We start from the raw sequence: 17,499 nt of genomic DNA on the forward strand, positions 1-17,499 counted from the left end.
CTTCGTCAAAACTCTGACAGCTCGCTAAAATGACTTATGGACCGAATGAAACGAGGAAATTAGCCATGAAAGTTGAAGTCAATTCCCAAGCGCTGGCCGACGCAGTAGCCTGGACCACCCGCGTGATCGACGCTCGTCCTGCATCCCCCATTTTGGCAGGCGTCCGTTTGGAGGCCATCGACGGCACTCTCCAGCTTTCCGCCTTCAATTACGCCATTTCCGCCCGCCATCACATTGAAGCAGGCATCGATGAAGCCGGATCCGTTTTGGTGCTCGGCAAGCTGCTGGCGGATATCACCAAGTCGCTTCCTGCTGCGAAAACCTATCTTTCCACCGATGGATCGACCATGACCATCACCTCCGGCAAGTCCACTTTCACCATGCAGCTCATGCCAGATGCCGAATATCCGGATCTTCCGGTAATTCCGGCCAAACTGGGCCAAGTGGACGCACAAACCTTTACCCAGGCCGTCACCCAAGCATCCGTTGCCGTTTCCCGCGAGGAGAATCGCCCCGTGCTCACCGGCATCCGCGTGCAGTTCCAAGGCGACAAGGTGATCATGAGCTCCACCGACCGTTTCCGTCTGTCTCGTTCGAGCTTTACGTGGACGCCGGAAAACCCGGACACAAACGCCACCGCACTCGTTCGCGGCGCACTGCTGCGCGACGTGGCACGCTCTCTGGATGAGCACCAGAACATCGTTGTGGACTTCGACACGGAGAATCCGTCGCTACTGGGCTTCGAGAACGCCGGACGCGTGTCTACCTCGCAGCTGATCGACGGCGAATTCCCCGCGGTCGACCGCCTGTATGCCGACGAATACCCGATTCATGCGGTCATCAACAAGCAGGATCTCATTAGTGCCATCAAGCGCGTCTCCCTCGTCGCCGAGCGCAACGCACCGATCCGCATGGCCTTCACCAGCCAGGAGCTCACGTTGACCGCAGGAACCGCGGACGAAGCCCAAGCCAAGGAAATCCTCGACATCGACATGGATGGAGAAGACATCACCGTGGCCTTCAACCCGACCTACCTGATCGAAGGCCTGAGCGCCATCGCGGAACCGTTCGTGCGCATGAAGATGACCACCGCTGTCAAGCCTGTGGAATTCAACGGCCAGAAGGAGTCGGATTCCGCGGAATCCATGGACTACCGTTACCTGCTTGTGCCCATGCGTTTCAACAGCTGAACATAAACCGCTCCGCACAAAACGTGGGTGCATCGCAAAAACAGGGCTGAACATGGCTATTACTGCCGGTTCAGCCCGTTTGCATGAATATTCATGAACAATCATATTCGTAAATAATTGCGACTGTCCACGTAAGAAATTTGCTTTATTCTCAAGGATTGTGAATGTATATTTCCCGCCTAGCGCTCGACCACTACCGTTCTTGGGAACATTGCGTGCTCGACTTCGAACCGGGAATCAACATTCTGCAAGGAGCCAACGGACTCGGCAAAACCAATATTGTGGAAGCCGTCGAAGTGCTTTCCACGGGATCAAGCCATCGCACGTCATCATCATTGCCGCTAATCGAAAAAGGGTGCGCTTCGGCCACCATCCGAGCCAATGTGGAAGACGACGAAACGCAACACACCTATGAAGCGACCATCGTGGCGCGAGGTGCGAATCGGGCGCGAATCGATGGCGGAAAATCGCAATACATGCGCGATCTCATCGGGCGCACGCCCTCCGTCTCCTTTACCCCCGAAGATCAGCGTTTGGTAGCAGGCGACCCAGCAACCCGACGTAACTTCATCAACCAGGCCGCTTCCCTGCTGCTCCCCCACTACGCGCAGCTGCTGCAACAATTCACGCACGTGGCGAAACAACGCACGGCACTGCTCAAACAACTCGGCGACGGCACGAATACCGATTTGCAATACAGCCAGCAGACGGTCTTAAGCGGGTTGGAAATCTGGACAGGACAATTCATCGATCTCGGCATGAGACTGACACAGGAACGCAACGATGTAATCGCACGCTTAGGGGAGCCTTTCGCGCGAATCTACGCGTCTTTGGCAGGCGACGGCGAGCGGGCGGCGCTCGCATACGAGCCATCCTTCGACGAAGTGATGCTGTTCGACGATCCGGGCGCGGAAATCAGCCGTCATTTCCAGCGCATCTACCCGGGCGAAGTGGCACGCGGGCAGAATCTGATTGGCCCGCATCGCGATGACCTGACCTTGCTGCTCAACGACATGCCCGCCCGTGAATTCGCGTCCAACGGCGAGATGTGGACCATGGCTTTGGCGTTGAAAATGGCGCTATATGAAGCGGTTTCCGCACAATTCGAAAGCAAGCCGATCGTGATTCTCGATGATGTGTTCGCACAGCTTGACGAATCCCGTCGTGGACAGATCCTCGATTTCGCGATGAGGCAGGATCAAGTGCTGATCACCGTCGCTGCGGCAAGCGACATTCCGCAAACGGACGTCGTGCACGCGCATGTAATTGACGTGTCCGCGTTGCGTCGGCAATCGCAAGATGGCGGCGATGCCGATTTGGCGGCGATGATGGCGCAGCTTGCGGCAAGAAGGGAGACTGACCGCTGATGCCTAATCCTCCAATCTGCGAAACATTGCATCTCGACCAACGCAAGTTGCCCGCCGAAGTGTTCGAACGCATCAGCAAACGCGCCGGACGTTACAAGGAACGTGAGGAACGTGCGCGGCAGGCATGGGAGAATTTCGGCAAACCCGGACGCGACCCGCAGACGGTCGGCAATATCTTCAACGTGATCGCAACGCAAGGTTCGTGGACGCCGCATTTGAAAATCGCGCAGATGCAGAATCATTGGGACCAGGTGGTCGGTGACGAAAACGCACGCCACTCCTACCCCGTCGACCTGCGCGACGGCATTCTGACGATCCGATGCGACAGCCCCGCATGGACCACCACCATGACGTACATGATTCCGCTGCTGACCGACACCATTCGCAGGAGACTCGAGGGCCTGACCATCAACGAAGTGCGCGTCACCGGCCCCCAGCAACAGGGATTCAGCCGAGGGCGAATGGCCAGAAGGACCCGATATTAGCGAAATATCACGCGATATTGGTGTGATAGTTGGTTTGCGATCAGCCATTCGTCGAATATGTCCCGGAGATGACCTTTGCGAGGGTTGGAAGATACTTTTCCGAACGTAAAAGACAGGGGTAAACGGCTGAATTTCAAGGATAAATGCCTCTGGCGTGCTGTCCCCCTGCATGAGTAGAATATCAAGCAGTGTATGTAAACGCCTAGAAGGGGCCTTTATTTGCGTTCTAGGTGGTATCACCTGCGTGAATGACCCTCATTGGCGGGAAAAATGCAGGAAGGAATCTCTGTGGTAGACCTTGATGCGGATTCGCTGAACGAATCAGCTGAAAACACGCAGGAAGATCGGAACCAAAACGATCAGCTCGAAGATGCGCAGCTCGACGACACTTTGGCTCCGGAGCATTACGACGCGTCCGATCTGAGAGTGTTGGAAGGCCTTGAGGCGGTGCGAATCCGCCCGGGTATGTACATCGGCTCCACCGGCCCCCGTGGCCTGCACCACCTAGTGTATGAAATCGTCGACAACTCCGTCGACGAGGCGCTGGCGGGCTATGCCTCGCATATCGAAGTGACGATTCTGCCGGACGGCGGCGTGCGCGTGGTCGATGACGGACGAGGCATTCCGGTCGACGAAGTGCCAGGCGAAGGTGTTTCCGGTGTGGAAACCGTGATGACCAAGCTGCACGCAGGCGGCAAGTTCGGTGGCGGCGGCTACGCGGTCTCCGGCGGTCTGCACGGCGTGGGTATTTCCGTGGTGAACGCGTTGTCGACCCGCGTCGACATCGAAGTGCGCCGCCAGGGCTTCCACTGGACCCAGACCTACATCGACCAGAAGCCGACCTCACGTTTGGTTAAGGGTGAACCGATGGGTGAAGACGAGTCCACCGGCACTTCCGTGACCTTCTGGGCCGACGGCGCGATCTTCGAAACCACCACCTACGATTTCGAAACCCTGCGCAACCGCTTCCAGCAGATGGCGTTCCTCAACAAGGGTCTGAAGCTGTCCCTAACCGATCTGCGCGAGCCTGACCAGGCAGGAGACGAAGTCGCAGGTGACGGTGACGACAATGCCGAACCGAAGCATCAGGCAGTCACCTACCAGTACAACGACGGCATCAAGGATTACGTCGATTACTTGGTGAAATCCCGCAAGGCAACCCCGGTCGAACCGGATGTCATCGATTTCGAAGCGGAAGATCTGAAAATCGGCATTTCCGCGGAAATCGCCATGCAGTGGACCACCGCATACTCCGAAGCGGTGCACACCTTCGCCAACACCATCTCAACCACCGAAGGCGGCACCCACGAAGAAGGCTTCCGTGCGGCTCTGACTTCGCTCGTCAATCGTTACGCACGTGAAAAGAACATCCTCAAAGACAAGGACGAGAACCTTTCCGGCGACGACGTGCGCGAAGGCCTGACCGCAGTGGTGTCGGTGAAGCTCACCACCCCGCAATTCGAAGGCCAGACCAAGACCAAGCTCGGCAATTCCGAAGCGAAAACCTTCGTACAGCGCGTGATGACCGACAAGCTCGGCGACTGGTTCGATGCGCATCCCAGCGAAGCCAAGAACATCATCCAGAAGGCCATTGAAGCCTCCCGTGCGCGTCTTGCAGCCAAGAAGGCACGTGAGAATACCCGCCGTAAGTCAATCTTCGAATCCGCGGGCATGCCAGACAAACTGAAGGATTGCCAGTCCAACAATCCTGAAGAGTGCGAACTGTTCATCGTGGAGGGTGACTCCGCAGGCGGCTCCGCAATTCAGGGACGCAACCCGATCACGCAGGCCATTCTGCCGCTGCGAGGCAAAATCCTCAACACTGAGCGTGCAAGCCTTGACCGCATGATGAAGTCCGAAACCATCGAATCGCTGATCACTGCGGTCGGCGGCGGTTACGGCGAGGATTTCGACCTGAACAAAGTCCGCTACCACAAGGTCATCATCATGGCCGATGCCGATGTGGACGGCGCGCATATCGCAACCCTGAATCTGACGCTGTTCTTCCGTTACATGCGCCCGATGATCACCGCCGGTTACGTGTATGTGGCCATGCCGCCGCTGTACCGACTCAAGTGGACCAAGGGTGCGCACGACTTCGTGTATACCGACGCCGAACGCGACCGCGTGCTCGCCGAAGGCAAGGCTTCCGGCCGTCAGCTGCCGAAGGGCGAAGGCATCCAGCGTTACAAGGGTCTGGGTGAAATGAGCTACCAGGAACTGTGGGAAACCACCATGGATCCTGACCACCGCATTCTGAAGCAGGTGCAGATCGAAGACGCGGCCGCAGCCGACGAAACCTTCTCCATGCTCATGGGCGACGAAGTCGAACCTCGCCGCCTATTCATCCAGCGCAACGCACGCAACGTCAGCTGGATCGACGCGTAGGAATTTCAAGGACTTCAGGCAAGGTTTCATAAGGATTTAGAAGGACTTAGAAGTTGGCAGACGAAAACAACAGCAACGAAGACGGCCAGTTCGTGCCTGACGGCTCCATGGAGCCGTTGAGCCCGCAGGAGGCCGACAACACCGATTACGGCCTGATGGTGGGCGAACGTATCCAGAAGAAGGATCTGCAGCAGGAAATGCGCGATTCCTACCTGGCATACGCCATGTCCGTGATCGTGGACCGTGCGCTCCCGGACGTGCGCGACGGCATGAAGCCTGTGCATCGCCGTGTGATCTACGCGATGTACGACGGCGGCTACCGTCCCGACCGCGGTTACTCCAAGTGCGCCCGCGTGGTCGGCGAGGTCATGGGTAAGTACCATCCGCACGGCGATGTCGCGATCTACGACACGTTGGTGCGTATGGCACAGTCGTGGTCGATGCGTTACACGCTGGTCGACGGCCAAGGCAATTTCGGCTCCCCCGGCGACGATCCGGCCGCAGCAATGCGTTACACCGAATGCCGTATGGCTCCGCTCGCCATGGAAATGGTGCGTGACATCGACAAAGACACCGTCGATTTCCTGCCGAACTACGATGGCAAGACGCAGGAGCCGACCGTGCTTCCAGCACGATTCCCGAACCTGTTGTGCAATGGTTCGTCTGGCATCGCCGTCGGTATGGCCACCAACATTCCTCCGCACAATATGCGCGAAGTGGCCGAAGGCGTGCATTGGGCGCTTGACCACCCAGACGCAAGCCGCGAAGAGCTGCTCGAAAACCTGATCCGCATCATCAAGGGACCGGACTTCCCTACTGGCGCAACGATTCTCGGACACAAGGGCATCGAGCAGGCCTACCGTACCGGCCGTGGTCTGATCACCATGCGCGCGGTGGTGAACACCGAGGAGATCAAGGGCCGTATGTGCCTCGTGATCACCGAACTGCCATATCAGGTGAACCCGGACCGACTGGTCGTTTCCATCCGCGAAGCGGTGCGTGACGGCAAGATCCAGGGCATCGCAGACATGCGTGACGAAACCTCCGGCCGTACCGGACAGCGTCTCGTGCTCGTGCTCAAGCGCGACGCAGTGCCGAAGGTTGTGCTCAACAACCTGTACAAGCATTCCCAGCTGCAACAGACCTTCGGTGCCAACATGCTGGCACTGGTCGATGGCGTGCCACGCACGCTGTCTCTGGACGCGTTCATCCGCCATTGGGTGGGCCACCAGCTGGAAGTCATCGCACGCCGTACCGCCTACCTCAAGCGTGAGGCAGAAGAGCGCGACCACATTCTGCAGGGCTACCTGAAGGCCCTCGACATGATTGACGAGGTCATCGCGCTCATTCGTGCGTCCGAATCCGCGGAAGTCGCACGCACGGGCCTTATGGACCTGCTGGACGTGGACGAAGTGCAGGCCGACGCCATTCTGGCCATGCAGCTGCGCCGACTGGCCGCATTGGAACGTCAGAAGATTCTCGACGAACACAACGAGCTGATGCGTCGTATCGCCGACTACAACGACATTCTCGCCAAGCCGGAGCGTCAACGCAAAATCGTGGGCGACGAGCTTGACGAAATCGTGTCCAAGTATGGCGACGAACGTCGAACCAAGATCCTGCCGTACTCCGGTGAAATGAACGTCGAAGATCTGATTGCGGAAGAAAACGTGGTCGTGACCGTCACCCACTCCGGTTTCATCAAGCGCACCAAGGCCGACGAATACCGTGCGCAGCACCGTGGTGGCAAGGGCATCAAGGGAGCCAAGCTGCGTGAGGACGACGTGGTCGACCACTTCTTCCTGACAAGCACTCACAACTGGCTGCTGTTCTTCACCAACAAAGGACGCGTGTACCGTTTGAAGGCTTACGAGCTGCCGGAGGGGTCGCGCGATTCCAAGGGACAGCATGTGGCCAACCTGCTGCAGTTCGGCCCTGACGAGACGATCCAGACCGTGCTGTCGATTCCGAACTACGAAGTGGCCAAGTACTTGGTGCTCGCCACTCGTTCCGGCAAGGTCAAGAAGACCGCGCTCGCCGAATACGATTCCCCGCGTCAGGGCGGCCTGATCGCAGTGCGTCTCATGGCCGACGAAAACGGCGAGAACGCCGACGAGCTAATCGGTGCCGCACTGTGCAATGCAGAGGATGACATCATTCTCGTGTCGAAGCTGGGCATGAGCCTGAAGTTCCAGGCCAACGACGAGCAACTGCGCCCGATGGGACGCCAGACTGCCGGCGTGCAGGGTATGAAGTTCCGCGAAGGCGACGAACTGCTGGCCATGGACGTGGTCTGGGGCGATTCCGACAAGGATCTGTTCGTGGTCACCAACGAAGGCTTCGCCAAGCGTACCGCCATCAGCGAATACCGCCTGCAGGGCCGTAATGGCTTTGGTGTCAAGGCCGTGCAGCTCGCCGAAGGCCGTGGTTCCCTCGTGGGCGCGGTGATCGTTGAGGAAGATGACCAGATCATGGCCATCATGAAGTCCGGCAAGGTCATCCGTTCCAACGTCGACGAGGTCAAGCGCACTGGACGTACCACTCAGGGCGTGACGTTCGCTAAGCCTGACAAGAACGACGAGATCATCTCTATCGCGCGTAACGAGGAAAAGGACGACGACGAATCCGCGGAAAACGTGGAAAATGCGACCGTGGACGCAACTGCGAACGAGGGTACTGCGCAATCGCCTGAATCTGCCGTTGAAGCCCCTGCTGAAACCAACGCCGAATCCGGCGATGGCGAGAATGTAGAGGCCTGATCGAAGCACGGACAATCGTCTGTGAAAACTGGTAGCCTCAGCTAAGAACTGGGCACAATCTTGCAAGGAGCAACGATGAGCGAGAACAACGAAGGACAGCAAATGCCGGAGGATGGGCATGCACCGCGCGTGGCACGTTCCGCTTCCAGCCAGCCGCTGATTGGTGAGGATCAGGTTCAGGCACATGAGGGTGTCTCCTCCCCCGCTTCCGGCGGCGTGAAGGTTCGTGAGAAGCGTCGTGGCGGTACTCCGCGCGCACGCCGTATGAGCCTGTCTCTGACGCGTATCGACGCATGGTCGGCCGCTAAGGTGGCGTTCATGCTTTCCATCGCGGGAGGAATTATTCAGATCGTTGCGGCAGCTATTCTGTGGGGCATGCTGAACGTGGTTGGCGTGTTCGACCAGGTTACGCAGATCGTGTCCTCCACGGGCTTGGATGCCGGCGGATTTGATTTGACGAACGTGTTCTCGCTGAGCACCGTTCTGAGTGCCGTCACCATCTTCTCCATTGTGGAAGTGGTGCTGATCACCGTGCTCGTGGTGATTCTCACGCTGCTGTACAACGTGGTGAGCACCCTCGTCGGCGGCATCCACGTCACGCTTGGCGACGATTAATAGCTCTGCGGGCTGTTAACAGCAGCGAGCGGCGATAGTGAGTTCAAGCGCAACAAGGCGGTCTGTATCGTGATTCCAATCACGGCACAGACCGCCTTCGTATTTGCCAAAACAGTCTCTCTTGCGTCTCTCCCCTGCCCATATCTGCCCTATCTATGGCAGATTTCGTCCTCTGACCGGTGACATCTCGCTTATATATGGCAGATCAACTTGCGAAAAAGCCAGTTCGGGGGTATGTTTTGGGTTGTTTTGCCTACCAAGGCTGCCATATATAGGCGAAATATCACCGTACGAACTCTCAAATCTGCCATATATAAGCGAGATAGCGGAGCTGTATGAGAGGAAGTTGCGGTGATAGCTAAAACTATCATGTTTTTTGAGTGGTTGTTTCAGATATGATTGAAACTAGATTGGGTGCGCTGAAATACGTGTTGAAATACGAAAAGAGGGTCTGCCTGGAATAAACCAGACAGACCCTCAATTTCTTCCCGATAATCAGCCGTATTGGCTAAATCGACTAGATCACAGCACGCCCTGGGCGACCATCGCGTTGGCGACCTTGACGAAGCCGGCCGCGTTGGCGCCGAGCATCAGATCACCCTCGTGGCCGTATTCCTTGGCGGCTTCCAGGGAGTTGGCAACAATGTTCTCCATGATGGACTTGAGCTTGCCGTCAACCTCTTCGAAGGTCCAGGAAAGGCGGTAGGAGTTCTGGCTCATCTCAAGGCCGGAAACTGCCACGCCGCCCGCGTTCGCGGCCTTAGCGGGGCCGTAGAGCACGTTGTTGGACTGGTAGACGGCGATTGCCTCCGGAGTGGACGGCATGTTGGCGCCTTCGCACACCACGGTGCAGCCGTTGGCGATAAGGGCCTTGGCGGACTCCTCGTCGATCTCGTTCTGGGTGGCGCACGGCAGGGCGATGTCGCACGGAACGGTCCACACGCCCTTGCAGCCCTCGTGGTACTCGGAGCCCGGCACGCGCTCTGCATATTCCTTGATGCGGCCGCGATGGCCCAGCTTGATGTCCTTGACCACGTCAAGCTGAATGCCGTTCGGATCGTAGACGTAGCCGTTGGAATCGGAGGCGGTCACAACCTTCGCGCCGAGGGCCTGAGCCTTCTCGGTGGCGAAGATGGCCACGTTGCCGGAGCCGGAAATGACCACGGTTTTGCCTTCGAAAGAGTCATTGCGCAGCACGCGCATTGCCTCGGCGGTGTAGTAGCACAGGCCGTAACCGGTGGCCTCAGTGCGAGCCAGGGAGCCGCCGAATTCGAGGCCCTTGCCGGTGAGCACGCCGGAATACTCGTCGCGGATGCGCTTGTACTGGCCGAACAGGTAGCCGATCTCGCGGCCGCCCACGTTGATGTCGCCGGCCGGAACGTCGGTGAACTGGCCGATATGACGGCACAGTTCCGTCATGAAGGCCTGACAGAAACGCATGACTTCGGCGTCGGACTTGCCCTTCGGGTCGAAGTCGGAGCCGCCCTTGCCGCCGCCCATCGGCAGGCTGGTCAGGGAGTTCTTCAGAATCTGCTCGAAGCCGAGGAACTTGATGACGCCCTCGTTCACGCTCGGGTGGAAGCGCAGGCCGCCCTTGTACGGGCCGATTGCGGAGTTGAACTGGATGCGGTAACCGCGGTTGACCTGCACCTTACCCTCATCGTCGGTCCATGCGACGCGGAACTTCACCACACGTTCCGGCTCGACGATGCGCTCGAGCACACCCGCCTTCTCATATTCCGGATGCTTCGCGACCACCGGTTCGAGGCTTTCGAAAACCTCGCGAACGGCCTGCAGGAACTCCGGCTGGTCGCCGTCGCGCTTTTCCACCTGCGCGTACACGCGCTTGACGTACTCATCAGTGAGCATATTCTTCCCCTTCGGGATAGTTAGGTTATCAATAGACGGCCTCATTCTATGTGCACGAATATGGGCAGCACAAGACCTTGTTCAGGATTTGGAGACGCTTTTGGCGAGCGCTGGTTCCGAACTTGCTTCTTTTTACGGGATTGCCATGCCTTGCGTTGACTATAGGATGGAAATGCGGAAAGCGTGGGAGAGAGTACGTCCGTAACAGCATCTCGTAATCTCACATACTGGGAGAATCATCATGATTGAAGGATTCAAGAAATTCATTGCACGCGGCAACATGATCGACATGGCGGTCGGTGTCGTCATGGGCGGTGCCGTCACCACGGTGGTTAATTCGATCGTCAACAACGTGATTAATCCGTTCATCGCCATGATTTTCGGCAAACCGAATATGGATGGTCTGCTGGCAATTACATTCAATAATGCGACGGTTTCGTTTGGCGCGGTACTTGGCGCGATATTGAATTTCCTGATTATCGCGGCGGCCGTGTATTTCTGCATTCTCGTGCCGATCAACAAATTCCGTGATGTGACCGAGGCGTTGCTCGCCAAAACCAAGCTTTCGGAAGAACGGAGCAAAGCCGAGGAGGAAGCCGCCAAAGAGCCGGAAATCTCCACCGAAGAGCAAACGATCCTGCTGTTGCAGCAAATCCGCGACGAACTTGCCAAGCAGAATGCACAGGATGCACAGAACGTGCCGAACGATTCTGGCACGGTTGCCGGCGCGGACGTAGTGCGGTAGTCATCGTCAGCAATCGTAAGTATCGTCAGCAATCGTAATAATCAATAATCCGAGGCCGTTTCAAGCGGTGATGCAAGTCCCGTCTGAGACGGCCTTTTGCAATGGTCTTTCAGCGGGTAATTCTTCCATGCGCTGGAATAATACGGACTCTGGAAGGTGCCTCAGCGGGTCATTTGTTCCAGTGACTGGGGGAATCTGGACTGTGGGATGTCTGGTTGCGTCTAGTTTTCTCCAGTGACTGGAGGTTTTGGGATGCTGGGAGGCTTGTTGGCGGGAGGATTCTTCCACTCGGTGGAGGTTTTTGGACTGTGAGGTGCTTGGCTGCGTCCGGTTTTCTCCAGCGGGTGGAGGAATTGGGATGCGGGTTTGGATTTTGGATTTTGGATTTGGGTATGAAAAAAGGGTTTCCGGAAATCACCGGAAACCCTGCCTGTGGAGCTAAGGGGATTCGAACCCCTGACCCTCTCCATGCCATGGAGATGCGCTACCAGCTGCGCCATAGCCCCGTGGAGCTAGCCGGGTTCGAACCGGCGACCCTCTGCTTGCAAAGCAGATGCGCTACCAGCTGCGCTATAGCCCCATAGTTGAAAAAAAGCGGCCGCGCCGCTCTTAATCACTGTGGGCCCGGGAGGACTTGAACCTCCGACCTCATCCTTATCAGGGATGCGCTCTAACCACCTGAGCTACGGGCCCGTTTCTGCTGCACTGTTAAGCACAACGAATTGAAATAATACGTGATAATCAGCGAAAGTCAAAATCCGGTGCGTCTTCGGCGTGTCGTGACATAATGCAGACATGCTGAACAATCATCGTAGCCAGCGTAACAACAGTGGGAGAGCCAGTAGGGGAGCGCGCAATCGTAATCGCACGCTATCCGAAGAAACCACGCAAATCGCTGGAATGACGGTGATCATCATGCGCAAGTCCATCAAAAACATGTATTTGCGCATCAAACCGCCGAACGCGCAAATCGTCATCTCCGCACCTTCTTGCATGTCACAAGCGGCAATCGCACGATTCGTGACGGAACGCAAACCGTGGATCGAACGTGCGCGACGCACCATGCTGCAAGCCAAGGATGAACAGATCCGTCAAAGCGATTTCAATGGTTTGGACGGTGTGAATGGTTCGAATGGTCCGGAAAATCTGAATGGCCTGGAAAATTCGGGCGACGTGGGCGATCGAAACAATCCAGGCGATCCCAATAGCTTGAATAATCCGCGCGCTTTCGTGTGGAGCGACGCGGCGAAGGAACGGGCCGTACAGGCCATCAATGCGCAACTGCCGGCTCTGCTTGCGAAATGGTCGCCGATTATCGGTCGCGAGCCAACGCATGTCACACTGCGCATCATGACGTCGAGGTGGGGATCGTGCACGCCGAAAACCGGCCGCATCCGACTCAACCTGCAACTCGGTCTTATGGACCCCAGATTCCTGGAATACGTGCTTGTGCATGAAATGACGCACCTGTGGGAAAATGGGCACGGAGAGGGCTTTCAGCGACGTATGAGCGCATATTTGCCGCAATGGAGGCAAGTGCGGCGGGAGCTGAACCGTCATGTTGTGTTGTGATGCTCGCGATGCTGTTGCGTTTGCCGTCATGCTGCCATGCTGCGATGAGTTTGCGTAGGGCGATGTTGTTGCGTTGTCTGGGATGTTGAAATACTTGCGATATCGCGCCGTTGCCGTCACATTGTGCAGATTGCCATGACTTGTCACGGCTTGCGAATGTTTGATAACGACGTATAGGTGATTCGTATAGCTTTTTGTGTCCATAAGATGTTCAAAATGCTGAACATCCGCGATTTGCAAGCCTACAATCATGTCAGCTGAAACGTTTGCATGCGAACAGTCATGCAGAAAGATCGAACAAGTGAGGAAGGGACCGGCCATGGCTGTATTGAGAAAAGTCGGCATTATCGGAATCGGACACGTGGGTGCGCATGTTGCAAATGCCGTGCTTTCCGCAGGACTGGCCGAAGAACTGAAACTGTGCGACATCAACGATCAAAAGGTAGTCAGCGAATGTCAGGATTTAAGCGATGCGTTGAGTTTCTACCCGCATAATTGCGTGATCGGCAACTACGGCACGCAATACGAGCAGCTAGCCGACTGCGACGTGGTAATCAACGCTGCCGGCGACGTGAAAACCAGTGCCAAAAATCGTGACGGCGAACTGTTCGTCACCACCGACATTGCACGCACCTGGATCTCCCGACTGTTCAACGCAGGCTTCCACGGTGTGATCATCACCATCTCAAATCCGTGCGATGTGGTCGCAACCGCAATCTGGCACATCACCGGCTACGATCCGCGCAAAATCATCGGCACCGGAACCGCGTTGGATTCCGCACGACTGCGCAACGCCATTGCGAAACGCGTCAACGTGGACCAGAAATCAATCTGCGCATACATGCTGGGGGAGCATGGCAATTCGCAGTTCGCCTACTGGTCGAACGTGAACATCGCAGGCAAGCCGCTCACTCAGCTCGCGCAAGACAATCCGCAACGATTCACTCTTGACGAGGAGGAAACTGAGCAGGACGCCTGCCGAGGCGGATACCGCGTGTATGCCGGCAAAGAGTGCACGGAATACGCCATTGCAGCCACCGCGGCACGCTTTACGCAAGCCGTGCTCTGCGACGAACACTATGCGACCGCCTGCTCCACGCTGCTTACCGGCGAACAAGGCGAAAGCGGCAATTATGCAAGCCTGCCGTGCATCATCGGCGCGAACGGCGTCGAAGAAGTACTCAATCCCACACTCACCGAAAGCGAACAGGCCAAATTCCACGCGTCCTGCGAGCATATCCGCGCCAATATCGCGCAACTTGCATGGTGGGATGACGAATGTCATTCCACACTGCGTAGCTGAATCTGTAGTAAATCGACAGATTTAATAACATGACAAACGTAATAGACAGACTTGCGATTACTGATGTTGATATTGATGTTGATCGTACGAAAAATCAACATTTACATAATCGCAAGCCTGTTTTTATTTCGATTTATCTCAATTTATTTCGATTAATTTCAGATTATTTTGCAGTCTTTACGGATTTCGCAGTATCGTCATCAACCGTATGCTTGCGGATTTCCAACGTTTCGATACGACGGCCGTCCACTTGCGTGACAGTCATGTCGTAACCGTCGTCGGAAGGTAACGTATCGCCGACTTCGCCCATCTTGCCAGTGTGCGCCAGAAAATAGCCGGCAACCGTCTCGTACGGGCCGTCCTCAAGCTCGATACCAGTCAAATCAGCGAAATCCTCAATCGTCATACCACCTTCGATAGTGGCGACGCCATTGACGAACGCAGTACGTTCCGTGCGTTCGCCACCCTTCTCCTCTGGCAGATCGTATTCGTCGCGAATATCGCCGACCAGCTCCTCCGTCATATCCTCCAACGTGACGATGCCGTCGGTGCCGCCATATTCGTCGATGACCACCGCCAGATGAATGCCGCGCTTTCGTAGCAATTCAAGGCTTGGCAGCAGCTTCGACGTGCCCGGCAGCGAAATGCCCTCGCGCGTCACGTCGGCAACCGTCCGTGCTTTGGGGTCGCGGATGTCAAGCAGATCGCGCACGTGCACAAAGCCGAGCACATCGTCGAAATCCTTGCCGGTCACCGGATAACGAGAGTATGGCATTCCGCGTACGTACGCGGCCGCCTCCTCGATTGGCATGGCACCATCCAGAAACACCACGTCGGCGCGCGGGCGCATCACTTCCGCCACAATCGTTTCGGACGCGTCGAACACGTCGTCGAGGATCGTGCGTTCGTCTTTGCTCAAGTTCGTATTGGTGTTGACGAGTACGCGCAGCTCCTCGTCGGACACTTCGCTGTCGGTCTCGTTCGGATCAAAACCAAGCATGCGCACAATAATGTTCGTATTCTTGCCGATCAGCCAAATAATCGGCTTGCACACCTTCGCAAACACGTGAATCGCGGGCACCACGGCACGCGCGATCTGCTCGTTGCGCTGCATGGCGATACGCTTCGGCACCAACTCCGAAATCACAATCGAACAGTATGAAATGATCAACGTCAGCACAATGGTTGTTAGGGGAGCGGCCACGCTCGTCGGCACGCCCCAACTTTCGACGATCGGCACAATGTATGGCGAAATCGACGATTCGCCGAACGATGCGGAAAGAAAACCGCTCAACGTCACGCCGATCTGCACGGTCGACAGAAACGTGTTCGGATCGCGTGCGATTTGTGCGACGCGCTTGCCGCGGGCATCCTCCTGTTCCATTTGGTCGATCTGCGATCCGCGCAGACTGACCAACGCCAGTTCGGTGCCGGCGAACACGGAACCGAGCAGCAGGAAGATGAAGATCAGGAGGATATTCAAACCGAGTGACATGGTTCCAATCTAAAGCAACGGCATGTCAAAACAGCGCGACGCAACGGACTTGGAAGCTGTCTTTTCCGGAAAAACGTCAGAAGCTCAATACTCCGACTTTTCCGGTGTCGAGCTGGTAGCGTGCTCCGGTGATCATCAGCCGGTCCTTGTCGGTATTCGGTTGCTCCTAGTCCAGTGGGGCAACATGACGTCGATATGATGTTGATATGGAGATTATGTATGTGTAAACTTTTAATTTCCCCTAGAAAATGTAGCTTAAGCTGGTGATTATCCCCTAGAAAATGGTATTTTTGTTTAAAACGACTATTCCTGTCAATTCGCCATTCCGACAGCAAATGGTGTATTGGGAAAGTTGATCGAGCGAGGTGCATCTATGAAACGTTGGATGATGAAACGGCTTATCGCATGGAAGAACGATGCGCATCGCAAGCCTTTGATTCTGGACGGTGCCCGACAGACCGGTAAGAGCTGGTTGGTTAAAGAGCTCGGACGCACTCAGTTTGAATCGATGGCGTATGTCTCACTGGAGAACAATGAGGCTATGGATCAACTTTTTTCCGGTTCTCTGCGTCCTGAACGGTTGATTGCAGGTATCGCTTTGGCTTCGCGAACGCGCATTGAACCCGGGAAGACTTTGATTGTGCTTGATGAGGTGCAGGCGATTCCCAGAGCCGTCGAGGCGTTGAAATATTTCGCAGAGGAAGCTTGCGAATACGCGCTGATCGCAACCGGATCATCGTTGGGCATCACCGTGCATCCAGGCACTTCCTATCCCGTGGGGAAGGTGGATCGCTACCGTCTATATCCGATGAATTTTCTGGAATTTCTGGACGCCGTTGGCTGCCATAATCTTACGGAAATCATCGAAAACGCGGATCTGGACATGATGTCGGTATTCCACGAGCAGCTCATGGAATGGCTGAAATACTACATGGTGGTAGGTGGCATGCCGGAAGCCGTCGAGATTTTCGCCGATACATATCCTGGTGCTGATTTCAATCGGATAATGCAGGTGCAGGAAGACATCCTGCAGGGCTATCGCGGTGATTTTTCGAAGTATGCCGATGCGATGCCGAGGGGATTTTCCTTGCGCCTTGCACAGGTTTGGGATTCAATTCCCTCCCAGCTTGCGCGTGAGAATAAGAAGTTTCTTTATGGTGCGGTGCGTTCCGGTGGACGTGGCAAAGATTTTGAATTAGCGATTCAGCGGTTGCTTGATTCATCGATCGCATTGAAGGTCGCGCGGGTCACCGCTCCGGAATATCCGCTCAAATCATTCGATGATGTCGATGCGTTCAAGCTTTATACGTCCGATGTCGGTTTGTTGCGTACCATGAATGGCGCGAGTCCGGAGAGTATTTTGGATGGCGATTCGGTATTTGGTTCAGCGAAAGGCGCTTTTGCCGAGCAATTGGTATGTCAGGAACTTGTTTCGTATGGATTTGAGCCCCGCTATTGGACGAATGCCAATTCGACGAACGAACTTGATTTTCTTGCGCAGAACGATCGGTATGTTATACCGATTGAAGTGAAGGCCGGCATCAATCTTCACGCGAAAAGTCTGAAGGCCGCCATCAAACGATTCGGCTTTGAGCATGCTGTGCGGTTCTCGCCGTTGCCTCCACGCAAGGATGGTGACATACAGGATCTACCGTTGTATGCGGTGGCTGTGCTTGCACGTACAACGGCAGATCGACGTCTGTCATGAATC

The 17,499-nt window shown here is 56.0% G+C and carries 12 protein-coding genes and 3 tRNA genes; 10 read left to right on the plus strand and 5 right to left on the minus strand.

Annotated features, from left to right (window positions below; genetic code table 11):
- The first annotated feature begins 65 nt into the window (after window positions 1–65).
- From dnaN to NBH13_RS07210, 6 genes are all read left to right on the plus strand, one after another.
- Complete coding sequence (dnaN, locus tag NBH13_RS07185; protein ID WP_099571584.1) at window positions 66–1,190, plus strand: DNA polymerase III subunit beta; 1,125 nt, start codon at window positions 66–68, stop codon at window positions 1,188–1,190.
- 164 nt (window positions 1,191–1,354) lie between these two features.
- Entirely contained in the window at window positions 1,355–2,557 is a 1,203-nt protein-coding gene (gene recF / locus NBH13_RS07190) for a DNA replication/repair protein RecF (protein ID WP_099571585.1), read from the plus strand.
- Window positions 2,557–3,042, plus strand: coding sequence for a DciA family protein (locus tag NBH13_RS07195; protein WP_099571586.1), 486 nt, complete (start codon window positions 2,557–2,559; stop codon window positions 3,040–3,042). Before recF ends, NBH13_RS07195 begins: the two co-directional genes overlap by 1 nt.
- Window positions 3,043–3,312: 270 nt before the next feature.
- Window positions 3,313–5,430, plus strand: coding sequence for a DNA topoisomerase (ATP-hydrolyzing) subunit B (gyrB, locus tag NBH13_RS07200; RefSeq protein WP_236824500.1), 2,118 nt, complete (start codon window positions 3,313–3,315; stop codon window positions 5,428–5,430).
- Between the two features lie 53 nt (window positions 5,431–5,483).
- Complete coding sequence (gyrA, locus tag NBH13_RS07205) at window positions 5,484–8,189, plus strand: DNA gyrase subunit A (protein WP_250779427.1); 2,706 nt, start codon at window positions 5,484–5,486, stop codon at window positions 8,187–8,189.
- 75 nt (window positions 8,190–8,264) lie between these two features.
- On the plus strand, window positions 8,265–8,804 hold the full coding sequence (locus NBH13_RS07210) for a DUF3566 domain-containing protein (RefSeq protein WP_099571589.1): 540 nt from the start codon (window positions 8,265–8,267) through the stop codon (window positions 8,802–8,804).
- 522 nt (window positions 8,805–9,326) lie between these two features.
- Here NBH13_RS07210 and gdhA read toward each other — a convergent pair.
- On the minus strand, window positions 9,327–10,673 hold the full coding sequence (gene gdhA / locus NBH13_RS07215) for an NADP-specific glutamate dehydrogenase (protein ID WP_250779429.1): 1,347 nt from the start codon (window positions 10,671–10,673) through the stop codon (window positions 9,327–9,329).
- Window positions 10,674–10,914: 241 nt separating this feature from the next.
- Here gdhA and NBH13_RS07220 point away from each other — a divergent pair, with 241 nt between their 5' ends.
- Complete coding sequence (locus NBH13_RS07220; protein WP_099595722.1) at window positions 10,915–11,418, plus strand: MscL family protein; 504 nt, start codon at window positions 10,915–10,917, stop codon at window positions 11,416–11,418.
- A 433-nt stretch (window positions 11,419–11,851) separates the two neighbouring features.
- On the opposite strand, the gene NBH13_RS07225 is transcribed toward NBH13_RS07220, so the two are convergent.
- From NBH13_RS07225 to NBH13_RS07235, 3 genes are all read right to left on the minus strand, one after another.
- A tRNA-Ala gene (locus NBH13_RS07225) sits at window positions 11,852–11,924 on the minus strand.
- Window position 11,925: 1 nt separating this feature from the next.
- A tRNA-Ala gene (locus tag NBH13_RS07230) sits at window positions 11,926–11,998 on the minus strand.
- A 39-nt stretch (window positions 11,999–12,037) separates the two neighbouring features.
- A tRNA-Ile gene (locus NBH13_RS07235) sits at window positions 12,038–12,111 on the minus strand.
- A gap of 102 nt (window positions 12,112–12,213) precedes the next feature.
- Between NBH13_RS07235 and NBH13_RS07240 the strand changes: the two genes are divergently transcribed.
- A complete protein-coding gene (locus NBH13_RS07240) occupies window positions 12,214–12,990 on the plus strand; it encodes a YgjP family zinc-dependent metalloprotease (protein ID WP_502801763.1) in 777 nt (258 codons plus the stop codon).
- Window positions 12,991–13,309: 319 nt separating this feature from the next.
- Complete coding sequence (locus NBH13_RS07245; protein WP_250779431.1) at window positions 13,310–14,293, plus strand: L-lactate dehydrogenase; 984 nt, start codon at window positions 13,310–13,312, stop codon at window positions 14,291–14,293.
- Between the two features lie 163 nt (window positions 14,294–14,456).
- Here the strand turns inward: NBH13_RS07245 and NBH13_RS07250 are convergent, their stop codons facing one another.
- The gene (locus tag NBH13_RS07250) at window positions 14,457–15,788 is read right to left on the minus strand and encodes a hemolysin family protein (protein WP_250779433.1); all 1,332 of its coding nucleotides are present in this window, start codon (window positions 15,786–15,788) and stop codon (window positions 14,457–14,459) included.
- Window positions 15,789–16,161: 373 nt separating this feature from the next.
- Between NBH13_RS07250 and NBH13_RS07255 the strand changes: the two genes are divergently transcribed.
- Window positions 16,162–17,496, plus strand: a complete 1,335-nt coding sequence (locus tag NBH13_RS07255; RefSeq protein WP_099595718.1) for an ATP-binding protein — start codon at window positions 16,162–16,164, stop codon at window positions 17,494–17,496.
- Window positions 17,497–17,499 lie beyond the last annotated feature (3 nt).

Source organism: Bifidobacterium intestinale (assembly GCF_023656765.1).
Classification (GTDB): Bacteria; Actinomycetota; Actinomycetes; order Actinomycetales; family Bifidobacteriaceae; genus Bifidobacterium; species Bifidobacterium hominis.